We start from the raw sequence: 23,433 nt of genomic DNA, 5'->3' as shown, positions 1-23,433 counted from the left end.
TGAGGTGGGATACCAGGCGGGCGGCGAACAGCGGAAACCGGGCGTGCAGCGCTGCCTTCCTCATCGCCTTGCAAACATGGGGTTCATCGCAGCAGGGTACGGGCTGGTGCCGCGGCGGCAAAGTCGATGCGGGACCGGTGCCGGCAACCGACCGGGCTGGCGCGCTATCCTTCGGCAGATACGGAAACGGCAGCCAGCCCCGAATATGCAGTCGATCGACGCAGACATCGCCACGGATAGTGCAACGGCCTCCGAGGCGGCGGCACTGGTCGCTGCATTGCAGGCCGTCCTGCCCGCCGGCTCGCAGGTGTCGTTGCGCCGGCGCGACCCGGCAGGCCCGCTCGCCGACGGCGACCCTGAAGACCCGCACCGTATCGAACTTAGCTGGTACAGCGAGGACGGTCCGTCGCTGCTTGTCGCGAAACTGGCCGAGCCCCTGCCTGCGCCATTGCGCACGGCGTGGATGGCGCTGGCGCGGCGCACGATCGATCTGCATCTGGCGGCAGTGCGTGCGAATGCGAGGGCGGAGTCGCTGGAAAAGTCGGAGCGGCTGCAACAGGCGCTGTACGAAATCGCCGATCTGGCCGGCTCGGACCTCGAACTGGCCGACATGCTTGAACGCATCCACCGCGTCGTCGCCGGGCTGATGTACGCCGAGAACTTCTACATCGTCCTGTACGACGCTGTGCACGACAGCTACCGCTTCCTGTACTTCGCCGACGACCACGACTCGTTTGTGCCCGATCCGGATCTGGAGATCGAGGCGCGCAGCACGCCCAACAGCCTGACCCTGGCCCTGCTGCGCCACGGCGAAGCGGTCCAGGGCACGTCCGAGCACGTGCGGCGGAAACTCGGGGTCGCTGAGGATGGCGCCCACGGGCCCGACAGCGAGGACTGGCTGGGGGTGACGATGCGCCGGAACGACCAGGTATGCGGCGCGGTGGTGGTGCAGAGCTACGACCGTCCGGGCAGCTATGGCGAGGAGGAGCGGGCGCTGCTGGTGTTCGTCGCCCAGCACATCCTGACCGCGCTGGATCGCCATCAGGCACGTGAAGAACTCGAGCGCCGGGTCGAGGAGCGCACCCAGGCGTTGCAGTTGAGCAACCGCGACCTGCAGGCCGAGATCGTCGAGCGCCAGCGCGCCGAGAGGTTGCAGCGCGCGTTGTTCCGCATCGCCGAGCTGTCGATCACGTCCGAGACGCTGGAGCGCTTCTACGCCCAGGTCCACGACGTGGTCGGCGAGCTGCTGTACGCACGCAATTTCTATATCGCGCTGCTGTCCGAGGATGGCGACCGGCTCGAGTTTCCCTACTCGATCGATGAGCGCGACGCGCCCCGCGTCAGCCGGCGGCTCGATACGGGCATGACCGAATACGTGATCACCACCGGGCGCGCGTTGCTGACCGGTCCGCAGCGGCTTGCACAGCTGGAGGCCGAAGGGCAGTTGCGCGGCCACGGCACGCTCGCCCATTGCTGGCTGGGCGTGCCGCTGTATCGCAACAACCTGGTAGTCGGGGTGATCGCGGTGCAGAGCTATTCGCCGGCGATCAACTTCACCCCGCGCGACCAGGACCTGCTGACCTTTGTCGCCAACCACATCAGCATCGGCCTGGCGCGCAAGCAGGGCCAGGACCGGCTGGTCTACGCGCATGCCGAGCTGGAGCAGCGGGTCGAGGCACGGACCCGCGAGCTGGCGATGGCGAACGCCGAACTGCTCGAGCAGATCGGCGAGCGGTTGCGCGCCGAGCAGCAACTGACCCATCAGGCACGCCACGACGCGCTGACCGGCCTGCCCAACCGCACCCAGCTGCTGGATCACCTCGCCACCGCGATCAGCAACGCCCGCACGAACGCGCGGCACAGCATGCTCGGCGAGAAGCCGCGCGGGTTCGCGGTGCTGTTCCTGGACCTGGACCGCTTCAAGCTGGTCAACGACAGCGTCGGCCATGCCGCCGGCGACGACCTGCTGGTGGAAGCGGGGCGCCGGATCATCGATGCGGTGCGCGGGGAGGACCTGGTCGCGCGGCTGGGTGGCGATGAATTTGCGATCCTGGTCAACGATATCGATGGCCTGCAGGTGGCCGAGGAACTCGCGCAGCGGGTCCTGCACATGCTGGGACGGCCCTATTGGGTCGCCGGGCGCGAGGTGTTTCCTTCAGCCAGCCTGGGCATCGCGCTGTGGAATCCGCGATACAGCACCGGCACCGACCTGCTGCGCGACGCCGATGCGGCGATGTACCGCGCCAAGGCAGCCGGGCGCGACCGCTGGGCGGTGTTCGACGAGGACATGCGCGATGAAGCGTCGAGGATCCTCGATCTGGAAGCCGACCTGCGCCGGGCCATCAACGGCGACAGCTTCGTCCCGTTCTACCAGCCGATCGTGCGGCTGGACGACATGGTGGTGATCGGCCACGAGGCGCTGCTGCGCTGGCGGCACCAGACCCGCGGCCTGCTGGCGCCGGGCGAATTCATCGGTCTGGGCGAGGACAACGGCCTGATCGAGGAGGTCGACTGGCTGATGTACGCACAGGTCATTTCGCGCCTGTCCCGCGGTGGGGAAGGCTACGTCTCGATCAACGTATCGCCACGCCACTTCCGCACCGGCGACTTTGCCGAGCGCCTGTTGCAGTTGGTCGGCAACGCCGGTGCCGACCCGGGACGCCTGCGGGTGGAGATCACCGAGGTGGCGCTGCTGGACGACGTGCCGCGCGCGCTGCGGACGCTGCATACCCTGCGCGACCACGGCGTGCTGGCGCAGCTGGACGACTTCGGTACCGGGTACTCGGCGCTGTCGTACCTGCACCGTTTCCCGATCGAGTGCCTGAAGATCGACCAGAGCTTCGTCGCCGGCCTGACCGGTGAGAACCAGGCGGAAAGCATCGCGGTGGTGCGCGCGATCCAGGCGCTGGCCGGCACCCTGGGCATCTACACCATTGGCGAAGGCATCGAGAACGGGCAGCAACGCGACATCCTGCGCGAACTGGGCTGCGTGTTCGGCCAGGGCTACCTGCTCGGTCGTCCCGCCGAGCAGATGGTGACGTCGGGCCGAATCGCCGTTCGGTGATTGGCGCAGGCCGGTTGCCGCGGCCGGGATGCCGCGGGCCAGCTATTGCGGGTCGCGGATCACCAGCAAACGCGGCTCGGTCATGTCCTCGATCGCGTACCGCACGCCTTCCCGGCCGAGGCCGGAGTGCTTCACCCCGCCATACGGCATGTTGTCGACGCGGAAGCTGGGGATGTCGCCAACGATCACACCGCCCACTTCGAGCCGGTCCCAGGCGCGCATCGCATGGTCCAGACGGGCGGTGAACACGCCGGCCTGCAGGCCGAAGTCGCTGTCGTTGACGGCATCCAGCGCATCGTCGAAATGCTCGAACGGCTCCATCAACGCGACCGGTCCGAACGCTTCGCGGCGATACAGATCCGCATCGCGCGGCACGCCTTCCAGCAACCAGGCTGGCAGCAGGTTGCCTGTCCGTGGACCGCCGGCAAGCTTCTTCGCCCCGGCCTTGCGCGCCGCGGCGATCCAGTCCTCCACGCGTCGGGCAGCGTCCTCGTCGATCATCGGGCCGATGAAGGTGGCCTCGTCGCGCGGGTCGCCCACCTGCAGCTTGCCGATCGCCGCCTTGAGCTTCCTGCGCAGCCGGTCGTAGATATCGACATGGGCGTGGATGCGCTGGACGCTGATGCAGCTCTGGCCGGACTGGTAATACGCGCCGCTGACCAGTCGCCCGACCACCGCGTCCAGGTCCGCGCCCGGATCGGCATCGACGATGCAGGCCGCGTTGCCGCCCAGTTCCAGCACCACTTTCTTGCGTCCCGCGCGCGCCTTCAGGTCCCAGCCGACCAGGCCGCCGGTGAAGCTCAGCAGGGCGATGCGCTCGTCCTCGACCAGTGGCGCGGCGTCCTCGTTGGAGCAGGGCATCACCGAGAACGCGCCCTTGGGCAGGTCGGTCTCGGCCAGCACCTCGGCGATGATGAGCGCACCGATCGGGGTCTTGGCCGCGGGCTTGAGCACGAACGGGCAGCCGGCGGCGATCGCCGGGGCGACCTTGTGCGCGACCAGGTTGAGCGGGAAATTGAACGGCGTGATGAAGCTGCACACGCCCACCGGCACGCGCCGGGTCATGCCGCGGTAGCCGCGGGTGCGCGCGGAGATCTGCAGTTCGATGACCTCGCCGCCGATCCGGGTCGCCTCGTCGGCGGCGATCCGGAACGTGTCGATCAGGCGCGACACCTCGCCGCGTGCATCCCTGATCGGCTTGCCGGCCTCGATGCACAGGGTCTGCGCGAGTTCCTCATGGCGCTCGCCGAAGCGGCGCACGCAATGCTCCAGCACCGCGCGGCGTGCATCGGGCGGGAACGCCGCCATCGCTCCGCGTGACCCGTGGGCCGCTGCGATGGCCGCCTGCACGGCATCCGCGTCGGCCATCGCCACCCGTGTCGCCGGTTTGCCGCTGTACTTGTCGAGGACGACCAGGTCGGCATTCTCGCGGAGCGCTGCACCGGCGAGGTAGTACGGGTAGGACTTCTTCAGCGCGGGCATGGTGGCCTCCGGGAGAGCGGCATCACGGCAGCATCAGGCAGGGCCGGTCAAGGCCGTGTCGTGCCCGCTTGGCGCAACTGGGATCAAGACAGCAGGGATCAGAACAGCAGCGACGACATCCGGCGGCGGTAGCGCCCGACCAGGGCTGCGTCTTCGGTCACGCGGAACGCATCGATCAGCGCGGTGCGTGGCAGCCCGCCGTCGTAGTTGCGATCGCGCGCCAGCATCTCGATGAACTGCTCCAGCGCCGCCTCGGACTGGCCGGCGACGATATGGCGCGCGCCGAGCAGGTGACGCGCACGCAGGTCGTCGGGATTGGCGGCGATCGCCTGCTGCAGCGCTTCCAGCGCGGGTGCGTCCTTGGCCAGCGCCGCGAACCCGAGCCGCGCACGGGCCATCACGGTGCGGTCGTCGGTCGCCAGGTTGGCCGGCAAGGCATCGAGCAGGCGTGTCGCCTCATCGCCTTCGCCGGTCTGCAGCAGCGCCACAGCGAGGTCCAGTCGGAGTTCGGCGTTGTCGGGCGCCTCGGCAACCGCCGCGCGCAGGCGCGCCACTTCGGCCTGTGGGTCCAGCGGCGCGGCGTCGGCTTCGTCATCCGCGACCGGCGGTGCTTCGCCCGGCTCGACGCCGTGCTGTTTCAGGAATTCGCGTATCTGGCCCTCCGGCAGCACGCCCGGAAAACCGTCCACGATCTGCCCGCCCTTGACCAGGAACACGGTCGGAATCGAGCGCACCTGGAAGGCCTCCGCCAGCTGCGGCTGCTTGTCCACATCGACCTTGGCCAACTCGAAACTGCCGTGGTATTCGGCGGCCAGCTTTTCCAGCACCGGCCCGAGCTGCTTGCACGGCCCGCACCACTCGGCCCAGAAGTCGACCAGCACCGGCGTCTGCAGGGATTTGTGCAGGACGTCGGCCTCGAAACCTTCGGTGGTGGCGTCGAAGACGTGGAGGGTGGTAATGGCGTCAGGCATGGGGCGGCTCGCGGAGGAAGTTCGACCCTAGATGGTGCCAGAGGCGCGGATTCCAACCCGCTGCGACCGGCCGCGCGTCGCCAGCGCTGGCACGATGTAAGCCCGGTGCAGGCCCGTGCAGGGCGCGTGGCGACGGCGGAATCCCTCGTCTTGAAGGACGGCGTCGATCAAGCCGGTTCGGCCAGCAAGGCCCCGATCTGTGCGCCGAGCGCGAGGTCGTCCAGCAGGCCGAAATGCCGTGCGCGCAGCCGGCCCCGACGGTCGATCAGGCACAGCGTCGGGGTGCCCTGCATCGCGTAGGCCTGCATCGTGAGCGGCAGCGGGTGGGTGGACGGGTCGTCATCGCGGTAGGCATCGACGCCGACCGGGTAGCCGATCCGGTTCTCGTGCAGGAACACCTGCAGCGCGTCCGGTCCCATCACCCCGTGATGCTCGAACACGGTGTGCAGCCCGATGACTGCCAGGTCGGTATCGGCGAAGGCCGCGGCGACCTTCAGGCTCTGCGGCACCGCGTGCTGCACGCAGCCCGGACACAGCATCTGGAAGGCGTGCAGGAACACCGGCCGGCCACGCAACGAGGCCAGGCCCAGATCCGGCCCGGCGTTGAACCATTGCGACACCGACCACGACGGGGCGAGCGGGGGCGTCATCGGACCGGGCTCGATGCCGCCCTGCAGCGCCGGTCGCGGCCATCTGCATCGCGCGCCGTCCAGATGCGCCGGGCGGCGATGGCGTGACCGGGTCCTGGCCGGATCATGGCGACGTCCCGGGCTGGCTGTAGACCACGCCGTCCTTCATCACGAACGCGACGTCGAGCACGCGGTTGATGTCTTCCAGCGGATTGCCCTTGACCGCCACGATGTCGGCGCGCTGGCCGGGCGCGATCACGCCCTGATCGTCGACGCCGAGGACCTCGGCGGCGCGGATCGTGGCCATCTGCAGGGCGACGGCGGCCGGGACACCGGCTTCGACCAGGTAGACGAACTCGCGTGCGTTGTCGCCGTGCGGGCCGACGCCCATGTCGGTGCCGAAGGCCATCTTCACGCCGGCCTTGTAGGCGCGCGCGGCTGTGGCCTGGATCAACTCGCCGATCCTGGCCGCTTTCGGGCGCACCACGTCGGGGAAGTAGCCGTCGATCTTCGCCTTGTCGGCGACGAAGCGGCCGGCGTAGACGGTCGGGACGTACCAGGTGCCCTTGCGCTTCATCAGCGCCATCACCTCGTCGCTCATGTAGGTGCCGTGTTCGATGCTGGTCACGCCGGCCTCCACCGCGCGGCGCATGCCCTCCTCGCCGTGGGCGTGGGCGGCGACGTGGTAGCCGTAGTCCTTTGCGGTATCGACGATGGCCTGGATCTCGTCCACCCGGAATTGCGGGGCATCGCCTGACCTGGCATACGACAGCACGCCGCCGGTCGCGGTGATCTTGATCACGTCGCTGCCGTCTTTGTACCGCTGGCGCACGGCCTGGCGGGCGTCGGCGACCGAGTTGATCACGCCCTCGGTCGGGCCGGGCGGGCCGAGCAGGTGCGACAGGCTGGAGTTGTAGCCGTTGGTCGGATCGGCGTGGCCACCGGTGGTGGCGATGGATTTGCCGGCCGCCCAGATCCGCGGCCCGTCCACCAGCCCCTGGTTGATCGCGTCGCGCAGGTGCGGGCTGACTTCGCCGCCGAGGTCGCGCACGCTGGTGAAGCCGGCCAGCAGGGTTTTCTTCGCGTAGCCCACCGAGCGGAACGCGTAATCGACGTCGTCCAGGCGGAAGCCTTCGGAGTAGCTGTCCGGACTCGACTGGCTGCCCAGGTGCACGTGCAGGTCGGTCCAGCCCGGTGTGCAGGTGTGCCCGGACAGATCGATGCCCGGCGTGCCCGGCACCTCGGCGTGGCCGGCGGTGACCGCGGCGATCCGGTCGTCGCGGATCAGCACGGTGTGCGGGCCGAGCACGTCGCCGCTGCGGCTGTCGAACAGTTGGCCGCAGTGCAGGGCCGTCGATCCGCTGGCGGCGTGGCTGGCGAAGGACAGGCAGGAAAGGGCGAGGGCGGTGCAAACGGCGGTACGGACCAGGCGGACGGTCATCGGTGGTATCCGGTGATGGGACTGACCGGATTGAAGCATGGCGGGGCGAAGCATGCCGGCCCGACATGACAGGTCAGCTCAGTTCAACTCAACTGATCAGCCAGTTGTCATGGGCTTCGGCCCGGTCGCGATCCAGCTTTGATCGACAGGTCGGCGCGTCGTCAGGCCCGCGCGAGCTGATGCACCACGAAGCGGTTGCGTCCTTCCGCCTTGGCCCGGTACAGCGCCGTATCGGCGGACCCGATCAATTCGGCCGGGGTGCTGCCATCGAAGGGATATGTCGCCACGCCCAGTGAAGCGGTATTTGGCCCCAGGGTCTTGCGCAGGTGCACCACGGTGGTGGTGGCGATCGCGCTGCGGATTTCCTCCGCGCGTCGCTGGGCGTCCTCGCTGCTGGCTTCCGGCATCACCACGGTGAACTCTTCGCCGCCATACCGGCACACGATGTCCTCGTCGCGGGTGTGGGTCTGCAGGGTCTGCGCGATGGCCGTCAGCAGTGCGTCGCCGGCCGCATGGCCATGCTCGTCGTTGAAGCGCTTGAAATGGTCGATGTCGAGCATGATCACCGACAGCGGAAGCCCGCGCCGCTGGCAACGCTGCAGCTCGCGCTGGGTGTTTTCTTCCAGATACCGGCGGTTGTACAGGCCGGTGAGCGGATCGCGCAGGGACTGCACCCGCAGCGATTCGCGCAGTTGTAGGTTGATCATGGCCAGGCTCAACTGCTCGGCGATGGCCTCCACCACCTGCACGTCCTCGCTGCTGCCGCCGGTGGCGCCATTGACATGCAGCAGGCCCAGCGAGACACCCTGGGCCATCAGCGGCACGCACAGGGTCCAGCCGTTTTCCCCGAGGTCTTCGATGTGGAGGTGGCTGCAATAGACGTTGCCCGGTCCATGGCCGCTGCGGTGCGGCTGGCCGCGGCGCAGTCCCCAGCAGGCGGAAGGTGCCCATACCGAATCGCTGGGAACGGTTTCCGTGCCGAAGCGGGACAGTGCCTCGACCTGGTTCAACGATGAACGCAGCACGTAACAGCGGCCACCGGCAGTCGGCAGCATCTGCGCGATCACCTCGGCGGTGACGTTCAGCGCCTCGTTCAGGTTTTCGCAGCTCTGCAGGATGCCGGCGTACGCGCCCAGCACGCGGCGCTGCTCGGAGAGGCGGCTGCGTTGCTCCAGCGATATCGCCAGCTCCCGCATGGTGCTGCGCGCTTCCCGCTCCAGCTTCAGGCTGCGCCGGTTCTCCCGGGTCAGGCCGCCCAGCAGCAGGCCCAGCAGCACCAGCGGCAACAGGATGCCTGCCACCACCCCGGCGATGGTGACGGCGGCGAGGGTGGCCATGGTCTGGCGACGCTCGCGCAACAGGTGATGCTCCTGGGTCAGCACGGTATCGATGAGCAGGTTGATCTGCTGCATCTGGCCGAAGCCGGGGCTGTCCAGCCCTTCGCGCTGCGCCTCGGCGATGCCCTGGTCGCGCTGTATGTCGATCAGCCGTTGCAGTTCGGCCAGACGTTTCTCCACCAGCGTCTCCACCTCGAGCGCGCGGGTCTGCTGGGCCGGGTCGTCCCGGGTGATGACCACCAGCTGTGAAGTGGCTTTCCGGGTCGCCGGAAACGTGGCCAGGTACTCGGCCAGCAGTTGGTCGCGACCACTGAGGCGGTAGCCGCGCGCATCGGATTCGGTCGAGCGGGCCGAGGATCGGATGGCCTCCGCCGTGTTGATCACCTGATAGCTGTGTTCCACCAGGTCGGTGCTGCGGGTGAAGCTGCGGATGCTCAGGACCATGGCCACGCCGACGCAGATCAGCAGCACCACCGACAGGATGAAGGCCGGCATCCGGTATGGGCGGAGGCGGCTGGACGGGGCGGAGGTGACGGGCGGCATCGCGATCAGGTCATCAAGAGGGAAAATGGTTCAAGTTGGGGAAAGCAAGAGTTGTGCCAGCGGTTGGGTCGCGGGTCGCGTGTGCGGGCGTTCAGTGGCAACGGCGGCGACACGGGCCGCTCCGACGCGCCGCATGGCGGCGTTTGGTGCACTGCGGTAGGCTTTCCGGTCTCTCCGTTTCCGGTCCGCACCGTGTCCATTGAAGCCTCCAACGACTCCGGCACCATCGATCATGGTGGTTCCAGCCCGCTCGCGTTCGACCCCCGGGCCGTGGAGCTCGCCGCCCAGCGCTATTGGGACGGCACCCGCGCGTTCGAGGTCGACGAGTCGTCGGACAAGCCCAAGTACTACTGCCTGTCGATGCTGCCATATCCGTCGGGCGCGTTGCACATGGGTCACGTGCGCAACTACACCATCAGTGACGTGATCAGCCGTTACAAGCGGATGACCGGCCACAACGTGCTGCAACCGATGGGCTGGGACGCGTTCGGCCTGCCGGCGGAGAACGCCGCGATCAAGCACCACACCGCGCCCGCCAAGTGGACCTACGCCAACATCGGCCACATGAAGGCGCAGCTGCGGCAGATGGGCTACGCGATCGACTGGTCGCGCGAGTTCGCCACCTGCGAGCCGTCGTATTACGTGCACGAGCAGCGCATGTTCGTGCGGCTGATGAAGCAGGGCCTGGCTTACCGCAGGAACTCGGTGGTCAACTGGGATCCGGTCGACCAGACCGTGCTGGCCAACGAACAGGTCATCGATGGCCGCGGCTGGCGCACCGGCGCGCTGGTGGAGAAGCGCGAGATCCCGCAGTGGTTCCTGAAGATCACCGACTACGCGCAGGAGCTGCTCGACGGACTGGACCACCTGCCGGGCTGGCCCGACGCGGTCAAGACCATGCAGCGCAACTGGATCGGCCGCTCCGAGGGGCTGGAGATCCGTTTCGACGTGCGTGATGCCGGCGGTGCCGCGGTAGAACCGCTGACCGTGTTCACCACCCGTCCCGACACCCTGATGGGGGTGACGTTCGTCTCGATCGCCGCCGAGCATCCGCTGGCCACGCATGCGGCCGCCGGCAACGACGACCTGGCCGCGTTCATCGCCGAGCTGCGCAAGGGCGGTGTCAGCGAGGCCGAGCTTGAGACCCAGGAAAAGCGCGGCATGGACACCGGCCTGCGCGCGCTGCACCCGGTCACTGGCGAGGAGCTGCCGGTGTACGTCGCCAACTTCGTGCTGATGAACTACGGCACCGGCGCGGTGATGGCGGTGCCGGGCCACGACGAGCGCGACCACGAATTCGCGACGCGTTACCAGTTGCCGATCAAGCTCGTGATCGTGCCCGATGCGGTGCGCGATGCATTGAGGGAGATCGGTCGCGACCTGGGCTCGCATGCCGACCCGATGGGCAGCGCGCTCGGTCAGGGCGGCGCCACGGATGCCTACGACACCGGCGCCGCGGTGCAGGTGGTCGAGCAGTTCCAGCAGGGCCTGGCCGGGCAGGCCTACACCGAGCGTGGCTGGCTGGTGAATTCCGGCGACTACGACGGCCTGGATTTCCAGCAGGCGTTCGACGCGCTGGCCACGAGGTTCGAGGCCGAAGGCCGCGGTGCGCGCCGGGTCAATTTCCGCCTGCGCGACTGGGGCGTGAGCCGCCAGCGTTACTGGGGCTGCCCGATCCCGGTGATCTACTGCCAGGCGTGCGGCGCGTTGCCGGTGCCGGAAGACCAGTTGCCGGTGGTGCTGCCGGAGGATGTCGAGTTCATGGGCACCGGCTCGCCGATCAAGGCGGACCCGGAATGGCGCAAGACCTCCTGCCCGGGCTGCTCTGGTCCGGCCGAACGCGAAACCGACACCTTCGACACCTTCATGGAGTCGAGCTGGTACTACGCGCGCTACACCTCGCCGGGCGCGGACACCCAGGTCGACGGGCGCGCCAACCACTGGTTGCCGGTCGACCAGTACATCGGCGGCGTCGAGCACGCGATCCTGCACCTGCTGTATTTCCGCTTCTACCACCGCCTGCTGCGCGACCAGGGGCTGGTCGACAGCGACGAGCCGGCGACCAACCTGCTGACCCAGGGCATGGTCATCGCCGAGACCTTCTATCGCGAAGAAGCCAACGGCGCGAAGGACTGGATCAACCCGGCCGACGTGGCGATCGTCCGCGATGAACGCGGCCGCATCACCGGGGCGACCCTGAAAGCTGACGGCGAGCCGGTGGTGATCGGCGGCGTCGAGAAGATGTCCAAGTCCAAGAACAACGGCGTCGACCCGCGCCTGATGGTCGACAAGTTCGGTGCCGACACGGTGCGGTTGTTCTCGATGTTCGCCGCGCCGCCGGAGCTGTCGCTGGAGTGGAACGAGGCCGGCGTCGAGGGCATGGCGCGCTTCCTGCGCCGGTTCTGGCGCGGGGTGCTGACCCATGTCGGCCAGCCCGACCACCCCGACATCCACGATCTGCTGAAGGGTGGTGTGGTGCTGGACGCGGCGCAGAAGACGCTGCGCCGGCAACTGCACGAAACCATCCAGAAGGTCGGAGACGATTACGGTCGCCGCCATGCCTTCAACACCGCGATCGCCGCGCTGATGGAGTTGTTGAACCACGTCGGCCGGTTCAACGACATGACCGATGCGGGCCGGGCGGTACGCCACGAGGCGCTGCAGGCGATGGTGCTGCTGCTGAACCCGGTCACCCCGCACACCAGCCACGCCCTGTGGCAGGCGCTGGGCCACCCGGAGACGCTGCTGGAGGACGTGCCGTTCCCGCCGGTCGATCCCGCCGCGCTGGCCCGCGATGCGGTGGTGATGGCGGTGCAGGTCAACGGAAAGCTGCGCGGCACCATCGAGGCGCCGGTCGGCCTGGACAAGGCCGAGGTCGAGCGTCTGGCGCTGGCCGAGCCGCACGTGGCCAGGTTCCTGGAGAGCCTGAACGTGCGCAAGGTGATCGTGGTGCCGGGCAAGATCGTCAATATCGTGGCGGGCTGAACGGTTTGGTTGCCCGCCGTACCCGGTTCAGCCCGGCGTCGTCCTGGCGCTTGATGCGTCCATCCGCGTCGGTCAGACTGCGCCGATGATCCGACGCCTGCTGCCCCTCGTTCTCGTGCTGGCCCTGTCGGCCTGTGGCTTCCAGTTGCGCAACGCGCTGACCCTGCCGGCCGAACTGGACCCGGTGAAGGTGACCTCGACCAGTCGCTACAGCCCGCTGGCCGAGTCCCTGTCCGAGGCCCTGGCCCGGGCCGGGGCGACACCGGCCACCGCGGCGACCGAGACGCCGGCGATCCTGCAGATCAAGGCCGAACGCTGGGGCGATACCCCGATCAGCGTCGATTCGCGCGGCCGCGCGCAGGAGTTCAGCCTGCGCTACGCGGTGGTGTTCGAGTTGCGCAACGGCGATGGCACGGTGCTGGTGCCGGAGCAGAACATCGAGCTGTCGCGCGACTACATCTCGGTGCCGAACAACTCGATCGGTACCGAGGGCGAGCGCGACATCCTGGTGCGCGAGATGCAGCGCGAGATGGCCGCCTCGGTCCTGCGGCGGATCGATGCCGCCACCGGCGCCGAGCGCGTCTCCGGCGACCCGGCCAAGGTGTTCATCCGCACCACCGATGCCGCCAGGGCCGCGATGGAAGCGGCGGACGCGCTTGCGCCAGTGCCCGCGCAACCGGTACCTGAGCCCGTGCCGCCGGCGGCTGACAAATCCGACATCGAGCCGGGCGCCGGGCCAACCCCGGGCCACCCGCGCTGAGCATGGAACTCAAGCCGGAACAGCTGGTCGCCCAGCTCGGGTCCGGGTCGCTCAGCCCCGCCTACCTGATTGCCGGCTCCGAGCCGTTGCGCGTGCTCGAGGCCGCCGACGCGGTGCGCGCCGCCGCGCGTGCCCAGGGCATCGACGAGCGCGAGGTGTTCGAGGCCGAGGGCAACCAGCGCGAGCCGGACTGGGCGGCGATGAAGGCCACGTTCGGTGCGCCCAGCCTGTTTGCCACCCGCCGCCTGGTGGAACTGCGCCTGCCGACCGGCAAGCCCGGCAAGGAAGGCGGTGCGTTGATCAGCGAGTTCTGCGCGCAGCCGCCGGCCGACGTGGTGCTGCTGGTGACCGCGGGTGAGTGGAGCAGGAAGCACGCCGGCAAATGGAGCGAGGCGATCGGAAAGATCGGCAAGATCGCGATCGCCTGGCCGATCAAGCCGCATGAGCTGTCCGGTTGGGTCGAGCAACGGCTGCGCTCGCGTGGCGTGCGTGCCGAACCCGATGCGGTGCAACGGCTGGTCGAACGGATCGACGGCAACCTGCTGGCGGCCGCGCAGGAGATCGACAAGCTCGCGTTGCTGGTCGGTGGCGACCGCCTCGATCTGGCGACGATGGAGTCGCTGGTGGCCGATGCGGCGCGTTTCGACGTGTTCCGGCTCATCGACGCGGCGATGAACGGCCAGCCGGCCCAGGTCTCGCGCATGCTCGCCGGGCTGCGTGCCGAGGGCGAGGCGGTACCGGCGTTGCTGGGCATGGTGGTGATGGAACTGCAGCGCACCGCCGCACTGGCGCGGATCAAGGCGCGTGGTGGGAACCTGTCGGCCGAGTTCAAGGCGCAGCGGGTCTGGGATGCCAAACAGCCCATGTACCACCGCGCGCTGCAACGTCATTCACCGGCCCACTGGGATGCGCTGGTGTCGCAGGCGGGCCGGGTGGACCGCATGGCCAAGGGGCGCGAGGCGGGCGATCCCTGGGTCGCGCTGGAGCGCGTGCTGCTGGCGGTGGCCGAGCCGCGTGCGGTGCGGCTGCTGGCGCGGGCCGATGTCTGAGTCCTCCCGTCCGGGGAAGTCGCCGCAGGAACCCGTGCCGCCGCTGGCCGTGTTCTACGGCGGCACGTTCGACCCGGTCCATTGCGGTCACCTGGAGGTCGCCCGACGCGCCCGCGACCGGCTCCAGGCGACCATCCACCTGATGCCGGCCGCCGATCCGCCGCACCGGCCCGCACCCGGGGCCACAGCCCTGCAACGCGCGCAGATGCTGGACCTGGCGGTGGCCGGCGAACGTGGCCTGAAGGTCGACCGTCGCGAACTGATGCGCAGCACGCCGTCCTGGTCGATCGACACCCTCCACGGCATCCGGGCCGAACTGGGGCCGGATGCGCCGGTCGCGCTGCTGATCGGGGCCGACGGCCTGGTCGACCTGCCGCAATGGAAAGCGTGGCAAGCGCTGTTCACGCTCGCGCATTTCGTGGTCGCCGAACGCCCCGGCATCGACCTGGATGGCCGTTTGCCGGAACCGTTGCCGTCCTTTCTGGAGACACGTTGGGCCGACTCGGTCGACGACCTGCGCGCGGTGGCGGCTGGTCGCGTCCTGCGCCTGCAGCAGCCGCTGCACCCCGAATCCGCCACCAATGTGCGCCAGTGCATTGCCGATGGCCGGCCGTGGCGACACCTGGTTCCTACCGCGGTGGCCGGCTACATCGACCGTCACCGGTTGTATGCCACCGGGGCCGGCGCTCCGGCTTCGTTATAATCCGCCCCGCACCCAACCCCAGAGCCTGCATTGACCAGCCAAGCCCAAGTCATCAAGACCCGTCTCCCGAGCCCGCCGCCCAGCGTCGACGACCTGCTGCAGACCGTGCGTGACGCGATCGCGGAATTGAAAGCCAAGGACGCCGTGGAAATCGACGTGCGCGGCAAGAGCAGCGTCACCGACTACATGGTGATTGCCTCGGGCACCTCGTCCCGGCACGTGAAATCGATCGCCGACGAGGTGGTCAAGTTCGCCAAGAAGCTCGACGTCATGCCACTGGGCGTGGAAGGCGAGCGCGAGGCCGAATGGGTGCTGGTCGACCTCGGCGACGTGGTCGTGCACATCATGCTGCCGCGCGTACGCGAGTTCTACGCGCTCGAGCGCCTGTGGACGGTCGGCGACCAGCCGCCGGCGGCGATCGATGAATACGGCGACGAGCACCGCGCGGTCGACGACGGTGGCGCCGAGACCGACGCCGAAGACCGCCTGTAACGCCGTCCTGCGGTTGTTGATGGCATGAAGGCGAAGCTGATCGCGGTCGGCGACCGTGCTCCGCGCTGGGTGGCGGAAGGTTTCGAGGAGTACCGCAAGCGGTTGTCGCACTGGCTGCCGCTGGAGCTGGTCGAGATCGAGCCGGGCGTGCGCGGCAAGAACCGCGATGTCGCCCGCGCCACCGCCGAGGAAGGCGCGCGGGTGATCTCCGCGCTGCCGAAATCGCCGCTGGTGGTGACCCTCGATGGCCGCGGCAGGCCGTGGAGTTCCGAGGAACTGGCGCAGCGGCTGGAGCGTTGGCGCGGGCAGGGGCTGGATCTGGCGCTGCTGATCGGCGGCCCCGAAGGCCATGCCGATGAGGTGCTGGCCCGTGCCGACGAGTCCTGGTCGCTGGGCCCGCTGACCCTGCCGCACATGCTGGTACGGCTGGTGGCCGCCGAACAGCTGTATCGCGCCGCGGCCCTGCTGGCCAACCACCCTTACCATCGTGCGTGACGCGCTGCGTGCAACACGGAAAAAGCCCGCCGAAGCGGGCTTTTTGCATTCGTCCTCCCAGATTCAAACACCTGGACTGGATGCGGCCATCACAACGATGGCAATCAATGTCCCTCCGGGTTCGTCCCCGGATCGCGCTCCATTCCGCCCTCGTCAGGGTTGGGCGGCTTGCGCGGATGCGGCTGGCGCGCATCGTGCTTGTCGCGCGGCTTTGGCTCGGCATAGCCGGGCTGCGAGCCGGGCTTCGGGTCCGGGGCCGGGGTCGGGGGTGCGGGTTTGCGGGGTGCGGTCATGGCTCAGCGTCCCAGTTCGAAGACCACGTCAAGGCTGACCGGCAACGTGCTTTCGCCGGCAGCAATCGGGGTGTCGGCCTGCGATTTCTCCATCCGCGCCATCGCCATCATCGGCATCGGCGGGCCAAAGCCGCCAGTGCCCTCGCTGATGCTGACGATCCGCAATACCTTCAGGCCGAGCTCGCTGGCGTACATGCCGGCGCGGGTCCGGGCCTTGCCGATCGCCGCACGCCGCGCTTCGTCATAGGCCGACTCCTTGTCGTCGACCTCGAAGCTGGGACCCTGGATCTGGTTCGCGCCGACGCCGACCAGCGCATCCATGATCCGGCCCAGTTCACCGATCTTGCGCACGGTGATGTTGACGCTGTTGCGGGCCTCATAGCCGGTGATCGTCGGCGGCTGGTTGTCGGCATAGCGGTACTGCGGGTTGAGGTTGACGCCGCCGGTCTGGATGTCGCGCTCGGCGATGCCGGCCTTGCGGATCGCGGCGACCACCTGGCTCATCTGGTTCGCGTTGGCCTGCATGGCGGCCTGTGGATCGGCGGCCTGGGTGACCACGCCGGTGGACAGGCGGGCGATATCGGGCACGCGGGTCGCATGGGCTTCGGCGGACACCGACAGCAGGGTGTTGGCGGAGACCGCCGCGGTCGGTGCGGTCTGGGCGTTGCCGGGCATGGCGGTGACTCCAAGGGCGAGAGCGGCGGCCAGGGCGAGCGGGCGCAAGCGAGAAACGGGTGGCATCAGGTACATGAACAACTCCTGGGAGGCAGGCGGGAAGGGTCGGGGGCGGGCGGTGAACGGGCCGTGAGCCGGATCGGATTGTGCACCCGGCGTCGGCTGAGGCTCAGTCCGCGCGGGTTATGCTTTCCGGCGGTGGGATGGCGGTGAAGGTGGTGTTCGGGGGCGCGGCCGGAAGTGCCGGCGCAATCACCGTCGTCCTGTCAGTGCCATTTCCGCATGCTCGCTGTCGTCCTGCCCTCGGGGTTGCCGCGGGTTTCACAGTGTCCCGTTTCACAGCGGCGCCCCGCCCACGCTGCCTTTGGAGTCCCATGCTCTATCTCGCCTCACAATCCCCGCGCCGCCGGGAACTGCTGGCCCGCCTGGGGCTCGACTTCGATGTGCTCGCGCTGGATGTCCCCGAGCAGCGCCGACCGGAGGAGTCGGCCGAGGATTATGTGTGCCGGGTGGCACACGAGAAGGCGTTGGCCGGCCTGGCGGATGTGGACCATGACCAGGAGGCACTGGTGCTGGGGGCGGATACCGAGGTCGTGCTGGATGACGAGGTGTTCGGCAAGCCTGCGGATGCCGCGGATGCCATGGCGATGCTGCGGCGTCTGTCGGGACGCGAGCACCGGGTGATCTCGGCAGTGTCGCTGGTGTCGGCCACCCGCAGCGTGCAGGCGGTATCGATCTCGAAGGTCACCTTCGCGCCCTTGCCCGGAACATTGATGGCCGCCTACGTGGCCGGAGGTGAGCCGTTCGGCAAGGCCGGCGCCTACGCCATCCAGGGCGGCGCCGAGGCCTTTGTGACCCGGCTCGACGGCAGCTACTCGGGAGTCATGGGGCTGCCGCTGCAGGTGACCGCGCAATTGCTGGCGTCCTTCGGTCTCGGACCGATGGCAGCGGCCGGCGCGGGCACGACCACGACTCCGGTGGAGGCCCCATGAGCGAGGAGATCCTGGTCAACGTCACCCCACGCGAGACCCGGGTGGCGGTGGTCGAAAACGGCATGCTGCAGGAGCTGCACATCGAGCGCGGCTGGGCGCGCGGCGTGGTCGGCAACATCTACAAGGGCCGGGTGCAGCGGGTGATGCCGGGCATGCAGGCGGCCTTCATCGAGATCGGGCTGGAACGCGCGGCGTTCCTGCATGCCGCCGATATCGTCAAACCGGCGGTGGGTGACGGCGAGGGCGACGCGGCGTCCTTGCCGGCCACCCCGACCCGGCCGATCTCCGAGTTGCTGCGCGAAGGCCAGGAAATCGTCGTCCAGGTGGTCAAGGACCCGATCGGTGGCAAGGGTGCGCGGCTGACCACCCAGATCAGCATTCCCTCGCGTTACCTGGTCCTGCTGCCGCACACCAGGGTGGTCGGGGTTTCGGCGCGGATCGAGGACGAGGCCGAGCGCGCCCGCCTGAAGGCGCATGTCGCCGCGCTGGCACCGGCCGGGGAGTCCCACGGCTACATCGTGCGCACCAATGCGGAGGGCCAGTCGGAAGAGGCGCTGGCCGAGGACATCACCTACCTCAGCCGGGTGTGGGCCCTGATCGGCGAGAAGTCGGGGTCCGTGCGGGTGGGCGAGTGCGTGTACGAGGACCTGACCCTGCCGCTGCGCGCGGTGCGCGACCTGATCCGGCGCGATGTCGAGAAGGTCAAGGTCGATTCGCGCGAGACCTTCGAGCGCCTGCGCGCGTTCGCGGCGCAGTTCATGCCTTCCACCGGCACCGCCGAAGGGCCGGACCTGGTGGAGAAGATCGAGCACTACGCCGGTGCGCGGCCGATCTTCGACCTCTACGGCGTGGAGGACGAGATCCAGCGCGCGCTGGACAAGCAGGTGCCGCTGAAATCCGGCGGCTACCTGGTGATCGACCAGACCGAGGCGATGACCACGGTCGACATCAATACCGGCTCGTTCCTGGGCCAGCGCAACCAGGAGGAGACCGTCTACCGCACCAACCTGGAGGCGGCCCAGTCGGTCGCGCGTCAGCTGCGGCTGCGCAACCTGGGCGGCATCATCATCATCGACTTCATCGACATGAACGATGCCGAGCACAAGCGCCAGGTGCTGCGGACGCTGGAAAAGGCGCTGCTGAAGGACCACGCCAAGACCACGGTGTACGAGTTCTCGCCGCTGGGGCTGGTGGAGATGACCCGCAAACGCACCACCGAAAGCCTGCAGCGCCAGCTGACCGAGCCCTGCCACGAATGCAGTGGTCGCGGCACGCTGAAGACCCCCGAAACGGTGACCTACGAGATCTTCCGCGAGATCGTGCGCCAGGTGCGGCAGTTCGATGCGGCGCGGTTGCTGGTGATCGCCTCGCCGAAGGTGGTCGCGCGGATCACCGACGAGGAGTCGGCGGCCGTGGCCGAGCTGGAGGAGTTTGTCGGCAAGTCGATCCGTTTCCAGCCCGACGACCAGTACGCGCAGGAGCAGTTCGATGTCGTTCTGCTCTGACTGCGGGCGACAGGGCTGACCGTGCCCACGCCGTTGCGCCGCCGCTTGCGCCTGGCCCGTCGCGGATTGGGCTATACCGTCGCGATCGCGCTGGTATTGCTGGCGCTGGTACTGGCGGTGGCCAGCCAGTTGCTGCCGCTGGCGGAACGGCACCCCGACCAGGTCGCCGCATGGCTCGGCCAGCGTGCCGGTCGGCCGGTCGGGTTCGATGCCGTGGACACCGCCTGGACCCGGCGCGGGCCGTTGCTGCAGCTCAAGAACCTGCGCATCGGCGAGGGCGACACGGCCTTCACCATCGGCGATGCGGAGATGCTGGTGTCGATCTACGCAGGCCTGCTTCCCGGCGTGCCCTTGTCGGAAGTGCGCCTGCGCGGGCTGGACCTCACCCTGGAGCGGTTGCCGGATGGCCAGTGGCAGGTGCGGGGCCTGCCCGGCCAGCAGCAGGCCGGTGGCGATCCGTTTGCATCGTTGGAAGGGCTGGGCGAACTGCAGGTGAGCGACGGCGCGCTGGCGGTGCTGGCGCCGGAGCTGGGGGTCGATATCCGGGTGCCGAAGATCGACCTGCGGTTGCAGGTCAACGGCGACCGCGTGCGGGCCGGACTGCGCGCCTGGCCACAGTCGGCCAACGGTGCGGCGGTAGCGCCGGTCGATGCGATGCTGGATTTCGACCACCGCCGTGGAAACGGCCGGGCCTACGCGCAGGCGGACCGGATCGACCTGGCCCCGTGGTCGTCACTGCTTAAGACGATGGGCGTGTCGGTGCAGGCCGGGCGGGGACAGGCCAAGGCCTGGCTCGATCTGCAGGACAAGCGGGTCGTCGACGTCCGTCTGGACGCCGCGCTCGACGAGCTCCTGCTGGTCGGCAGCACGATTGCCGCCAATGACGGCGATGGCGCCACTGCCGTCGCGGGACAGATTCCCGTCGTCCGGATCGATCGCGTGGCGACCCGGGCGCGCTGGCAGCGGGTCGCCGATGGCTGGCGCCTGGACGCGCCGCATCTGGGACTGGAGATGCAGGGCGGGCAGTACAACTTCGATGGCCTGCTGCTGGCAGCGGGTGGGCATCGGGCCGTCATGGCCGAGCACATCGATGTCGCGCCGCTGGCGGGCATTGCGCTGCTCAGCGACCGCTTGTCGCCCTCGTTGCGGCGCTGGCTGTTGCAGGCACGGCCGCGCGCGGTGCTGCGAGGGCTGGATCTGCAAGGGCGTCGCGATGGGCCGATGCATGCCCGCGCGCGGATCGACGGCTTCGGGTTCGAGCCGGTGGCCGACGCGCCCGGCCTGAGCGGGCTGGCTGGCGACCTGACCGGTGATGACGCTGCTCTCAGCCTCCAGATGGATGCCGGCCAGCCGGTGCGTTTCGACTGGCCCAGCGGGTTTGGCGTGGTGCATACGGTGAAACTCGACGGCGCCGTGACCGGTTGGCGCCAGGACGCCGGCTGGGCAATGGAAACCGCCGCGCTGCGTATCGACGGCGGCGACTTCGGCGCTGCCGCGCGCGGCGGCCTGAGCTGGCAGGGCGACGGCACGCGCCCGCGCATCGACATCGCGGCGGCCATCGACCCCACCCGCCTGCCGGTGGCCAAGGGGTTCTGGGTCCGGCACCTGATGTCCGACGCGCTGCTGGAATGGCTCGATACCGCGCTGGTCGACGGTGTCGTGCGCGATGGACGGGCGGTGGTGTCCGGTGATCTGGACGATTGGCCGTTCGACAACAACGACGGTCGGTTCGAAGCCACCGGCCACATCGTCGATGCCACCGTGGCGTTCCGCCCCGACTGGCCGGCGGCCACCGGCATGGACCTGCAGGCGAGCTTCATCGGCAACGGTTTCAGCCTCGACGGCCACGGCGTACTGGCCGGCATCGATATTCCGGTGGTCAAGGCCGGCATCGACCACTACGACGACGGTGCGCTGACGGTCGAGGCACGGGCCGGCAGCGATGTCGCAAAGCTGATCGCGTTGCTGCGCGACAGCCCGTTGCGGGAGCTGAACCCGGAAACCTTCGATGCGATCAGAGGCAGCGGCCCGGCCAATGTGGACTTCCGGCTGCGCCTGCCGATGGGCCATGAGCACCCGCTCTCGATTGCCGGCGGCGTCGGGCTGGCGAACGCAAAACTCGCCGATCCGCGCTGGGATCTCGCCTTCGACCAGGTGAACGGCCGTCTCCGCTACTCCGAGCAGGGCTTTCGTGCCGATGGTCTCCAGGTGCGCCACGACGGGCGTCCGGGGAAGCTCTCGCTGCGTGCCGGCGACGACGCGGTGCGCGAGCGTGCGAACGTGTTCGAAGGTGACCTTGAGGCGGCATTCGGTACCGACACCCTGCTGGCGCGTGCGCCGGAGCTGGACTGGCTGGCGCCGTATCTTTCCGGCCGCTCGCAGTGGACGGTCGGTGTGGTGGTGCCCAAGGCAAGCGGGAGTCACGAGCCTGCCGCACGCCTGGAACTGGCATCGGACCTGATCGGCACCGCGCTGGGTCTGCCTGCGCCGCTGGACAAGCCCGCCGCTGCGGCACTGGCGACCACGGTCCAGATGCCGTTGCCGATCGGCAGCGGCGAGGTGCAGGTCGCGCTGGGCGATGTGCTGGGATTGCGTGCGCGCAGCGGTGGCGGCCGTACCGGAGTGCGGGTTGCGCTCGGCAGTGGGCTGCCACAGCCGGCCCCCGCGTCGGGCTTGTTCGCCTCCGGCCGGGCTGCAAAGTTCGATGCGATCGGCTGGATCGGCCTGACGCGTGGCGGCGAGGGCAGTGGGGGGGGCGGGGGTGGCGGGGGTTTGCCACTGGGACGGATCGACGTGCGTGCCGACCGCCTGCAGTTGCTGGGCGGGGTGTTTCCCGACACCCGCCTGCAGGTGGTGCCGGGAGCTGCAGGGGCGGTTTCGGTACAGGTCGACGGCCAGGCGTTGCAGGGCAGCGTGCTGGTGCCGGCCGGGAACGGGGCGACGGTTACCGGTCGTTTCCAGCGGGTGCATTGGCGCTCGGCGCAGGCGGCAATGGGCGGGCAGAAGAAGGTCGCTCCCCCGGCTGACAGGAAGACCGCCGCCGGGACGGCCGCGGCCGATGGCCAAGTGGGCGACAGGGTCGGTGACGAGATCGATCCGGCCCGCATTCCGCCGCTGGCCCTGGACATCGATGAGTTGCGTATCGCCGAGGCGTCGCTGGGGCGCGCGCGACTGCGCACCCGTGCCACGGCGACCGGCATGGAGGTCGAGCAATTCCACGCGCAGATGCCGGGCCAGAGCATCGATGCCAGCGGCCATTGGAACGGGCGCGGCGCGGCGGCGCGCACGCGGGTCGATGCGCGACTGGAGAGCGAGGATTTCGGTCGTCTGCTGAGCGGGTTCGGCTATGCGGGCCGGCTGGACGGCGGAGAGGGAGACATGGCGCTGGAGGCGGGCTGGCAGGGCGGGCCGATGCAGTTCGACCTCACCTCGCTGGCCGGCAGCCTCAGGATGCAGGTACACGACGGCCGGCTGCTGGAGATCGAGCCGGGTGCCGGGCGCGTGCTCGGCCTGCTCAGCGTCGCCGAGTTGCCGCGCCGGCTGACCCTGGACTTCCGCGACTTCTTCTCCAAGGGCTTCGCATTCAACCAGGCCGGCGGCGACATCCGGTTCGCCGATGGCGTGGCGAGCAGCCAGAACCTGCGCATCGACGGACCGGCGGCACGGATCAACATCCGCGGTGCGGCCAACCTGCGCGAAGAAACCTTCAACCAGACCATCGAGGTGCTGCCCAAGGCCGGCAACCTGCTGACGGTCGCAGGTGCGCTCGCGGGCGGGCCGGTGGGCGCGGCGATCGGGGCGGCGGCCAATGCGGTGCTGCAGAAGCCGCTGGGCCAGATCGGTGCCAAGACCTACCGGGTCACCGGGCCGTGGAGCGAGCCGAAGGTCGAGGTGATCAGCCGCGAACAGGGACGGGTCGCCGACAAGCCCTTGCCGGCCGGCTGAACCGTTCCGGCCGGTTGAAGCGGCGGCCATCGCCCGCATATGGTCCGTATGCCATTGGATGCCATTGGATGC

17 protein-coding genes are annotated in these 23,433 nt (G+C 69.0%); 10 read left to right on the top strand and 7 right to left on the bottom strand.

Going from position 1 to position 23,433, the window contains the following annotated elements:
* The first annotated feature begins 205 nt into the window (after positions 1–205).
* Entirely contained in the window at positions 206–3,064 is a 2,859-nt protein-coding gene (locus N792_RS03330) for an EAL domain-containing protein (protein ID WP_052103386.1), read from the top strand.
* 42 nt (positions 3,065–3,106) lie between these two features.
* Here the strand turns inward: N792_RS03330 and N792_RS03325 are convergent, their stop codons facing one another.
* From N792_RS03325 to N792_RS03305, 5 genes are all read right to left on the bottom strand, one after another.
* The gene (locus tag N792_RS03325) at positions 3,107–4,546 is read right to left on the bottom strand and encodes an aldehyde dehydrogenase family protein (RefSeq protein WP_036192651.1); all 1,440 of its coding nucleotides are present in this window, start codon (positions 4,544–4,546) and stop codon (positions 3,107–3,109) included.
* A 98-nt stretch (positions 4,547–4,644) separates the two neighbouring features.
* A complete protein-coding gene (trxA, locus tag N792_RS03320) occupies positions 4,645–5,517 on the bottom strand; it encodes a thioredoxin (RefSeq protein WP_036192650.1) in 873 nt (290 codons plus the stop codon).
* A 167-nt stretch (positions 5,518–5,684) separates the two neighbouring features.
* Complete coding sequence (locus N792_RS03315; protein WP_036192649.1) at positions 5,685–6,167, bottom strand: thioredoxin domain-containing protein; 483 nt, start codon at positions 6,165–6,167, stop codon at positions 5,685–5,687.
* A 103-nt stretch (positions 6,168–6,270) separates the two neighbouring features.
* Positions 6,271–7,587, bottom strand: a complete 1,317-nt coding sequence (locus N792_RS03310; protein WP_036192648.1) for a metal-dependent hydrolase family protein — start codon at positions 7,585–7,587, stop codon at positions 6,271–6,273.
* 161 nt (positions 7,588–7,748) lie between these two features.
* Entirely contained in the window at positions 7,749–9,419 is a 1,671-nt protein-coding gene (locus N792_RS03305) for a sensor domain-containing diguanylate cyclase (RefSeq protein WP_052103384.1), read from the bottom strand.
* Between the two features lie 273 nt (positions 9,420–9,692).
* Here N792_RS03305 and leuS point away from each other — a divergent pair, with 273 nt between their 5' ends.
* From leuS to rlmH, 6 genes are all read left to right on the top strand, one after another.
* Positions 9,693–12,452 (top strand): leucine--tRNA ligase, encoded by a 2,760-nt coding sequence (leuS, locus tag N792_RS03300; RefSeq protein ID WP_036192930.1) that lies wholly within the window; start codon positions 9,693–9,695, stop codon positions 12,450–12,452.
* A gap of 85 nt (positions 12,453–12,537) precedes the next feature.
* Positions 12,538–13,212 carry an LPS-assembly lipoprotein LptE gene (locus N792_RS03295; RefSeq protein WP_036192646.1) on the top strand — a complete coding sequence of 225 codons (675 nt, stop codon included), beginning with the start codon at positions 12,538–12,540 and terminating at the stop codon, positions 13,210–13,212.
* A gap of 2 nt (positions 13,213–13,214) precedes the next feature.
* Positions 13,215–14,261: a DNA polymerase III subunit delta gene (holA, locus tag N792_RS03290; RefSeq protein ID WP_036192645.1), complete on the top strand. Its 1,047-nt coding sequence runs from the start codon at positions 13,215–13,217 to the stop codon at positions 14,259–14,261.
* The gene (nadD, locus tag N792_RS03285; RefSeq protein ID WP_052103383.1) at positions 14,254–14,964 is read left to right on the top strand and encodes a nicotinate-nucleotide adenylyltransferase; all 711 of its coding nucleotides are present in this window, start codon (positions 14,254–14,256) and stop codon (positions 14,962–14,964) included. The genes holA and nadD overlap by 8 nt, the downstream gene beginning before the upstream one ends.
* 30 nt (positions 14,965–14,994) lie before the next feature.
* On the top strand, positions 14,995–15,456 hold the full coding sequence (gene rsfS, locus N792_RS03280) for a ribosome silencing factor (protein WP_052103381.1): 462 nt from the start codon (positions 14,995–14,997) through the stop codon (positions 15,454–15,456).
* A 24-nt stretch (positions 15,457–15,480) separates the two neighbouring features.
* Positions 15,481–15,951: a 23S rRNA (pseudouridine(1915)-N(3))-methyltransferase RlmH gene (gene rlmH / locus N792_RS03275; RefSeq protein WP_036192643.1), complete on the top strand. Its 471-nt coding sequence runs from the start codon at positions 15,481–15,483 to the stop codon at positions 15,949–15,951.
* 104 nt (positions 15,952–16,055) lie between these two features.
* On the opposite strand, the gene N792_RS13950 is transcribed toward rlmH, so the two are convergent.
* Complete coding sequence (locus N792_RS13950) at positions 16,056–16,244, bottom strand: hypothetical protein (RefSeq protein ID WP_156969281.1); 189 nt, start codon at positions 16,242–16,244, stop codon at positions 16,056–16,058.
* Positions 16,245–16,247: 3 nt separating this feature from the next.
* Entirely contained in the window at positions 16,248–16,985 is a 738-nt protein-coding gene (locus N792_RS03270) for an SIMPL domain-containing protein (protein ID WP_036192926.1), read from the bottom strand.
* 308 nt (positions 16,986–17,293) lie between these two features.
* Here N792_RS03270 and N792_RS03265 point away from each other — a divergent pair, with 308 nt between their 5' ends.
* Genes N792_RS03265 through N792_RS03255 form a run of 3 tightly spaced genes read left to right on the top strand, consistent with a single transcriptional unit; the run spans position 17,294 to position 23,361 of the window.
* Positions 17,294–17,911: a Maf family protein gene (locus N792_RS03265; protein WP_036192642.1), complete on the top strand. Its 618-nt coding sequence runs from the start codon at positions 17,294–17,296 to the stop codon at positions 17,909–17,911.
* Positions 17,908–19,416, top strand: a complete 1,509-nt coding sequence (rng, locus tag N792_RS03260) for a ribonuclease G (protein WP_036192641.1) — start codon at positions 17,908–17,910, stop codon at positions 19,414–19,416. The genes N792_RS03265 and rng overlap by 4 nt, the downstream gene beginning before the upstream one ends.
* A 21-nt stretch (positions 19,417–19,437) precedes the next feature.
* On the top strand, positions 19,438–23,361 hold the full coding sequence (locus tag N792_RS03255) for a YhdP family protein (RefSeq protein ID WP_036192640.1): 3,924 nt from the start codon (positions 19,438–19,440) through the stop codon (positions 23,359–23,361).
* Positions 23,362–23,433 lie beyond the last annotated feature (72 nt).

It is taken from the genome of Lysobacter concretionis Ko07 = DSM 16239 (assembly GCF_000768345.1).
GTDB classification, from domain to species: Bacteria; Pseudomonadota; Gammaproteobacteria; order Xanthomonadales; family Xanthomonadaceae; genus Novilysobacter; species Novilysobacter concretionis.
The sequence above is the reverse complement of the archived record's forward strand: the minus strand, read 5'-3'. Positions and strand labels throughout refer to the sequence as shown.

Bases quoted from the DNA above. Each gene is read 5' to 3' on its own strand.
- N792_RS03330 (WP_052103386.1), top strand. From the start codon at position 206: ATGCAGTCGATCGACGCAGACATCGCCACGGATAGTGCAACGGCCTCC.
- N792_RS03325 (WP_036192651.1), bottom strand. From the start codon at position 4,546: ATGCCCGCGCTGAAGAAGTCCTACCCGTACTACCTCGCCGGTGCAGCG.
- trxA (WP_036192650.1), bottom strand. From the start codon at position 5,517: ATGCCTGACGCCATTACCACCCTCCACGTCTTCGACGCCACCACCGAA.
- N792_RS03315 (WP_036192649.1), bottom strand. From the start codon at position 6,167: ATGACGCCCCCGCTCGCCCCGTCGTGGTCGGTGTCGCAATGGTTCAAC.
- N792_RS03310 (WP_036192648.1), bottom strand. From the start codon at position 7,587: ATGACCGTCCGCCTGGTCCGTACCGCCGTTTGCACCGCCCTCGCCCTT.
- N792_RS03305 (WP_052103384.1), bottom strand. From the start codon at position 9,419: ATGCCGGCCTTCATCCTGTCGGTGGTGCTGCTGATCTGCGTCGGCGTG.
- N792_RS03295 (WP_036192646.1), top strand. From the start codon at position 12,538: ATGATCCGACGCCTGCTGCCCCTCGTTCTCGTGCTGGCCCTGTCGGCC.
- holA (WP_036192645.1), top strand. From the start codon at position 13,215: ATGGAACTCAAGCCGGAACAGCTGGTCGCCCAGCTCGGGTCCGGGTCG.
- nadD (WP_052103383.1), top strand. From the start codon at position 14,254: ATGTCTGAGTCCTCCCGTCCGGGGAAGTCGCCGCAGGAACCCGTGCCG.
- rlmH (WP_036192643.1), top strand. From the start codon at position 15,481: ATGAAGGCGAAGCTGATCGCGGTCGGCGACCGTGCTCCGCGCTGGGTG.
- N792_RS13950 (WP_156969281.1), bottom strand. From the start codon at position 16,244: ATGACCGCACCCCGCAAACCCGCACCCCCGACCCCGGCCCCGGACCCG.
- N792_RS03270 (WP_036192926.1), bottom strand. From the start codon at position 16,985: ATGCCACCCGTTTCTCGCTTGCGCCCGCTCGCCCTGGCCGCCGCTCTC.
- N792_RS03265 (WP_036192642.1), top strand. From the start codon at position 17,294: ATGCTCTATCTCGCCTCACAATCCCCGCGCCGCCGGGAACTGCTGGCC.
- rng (WP_036192641.1), top strand. From the start codon at position 17,908: ATGAGCGAGGAGATCCTGGTCAACGTCACCCCACGCGAGACCCGGGTG.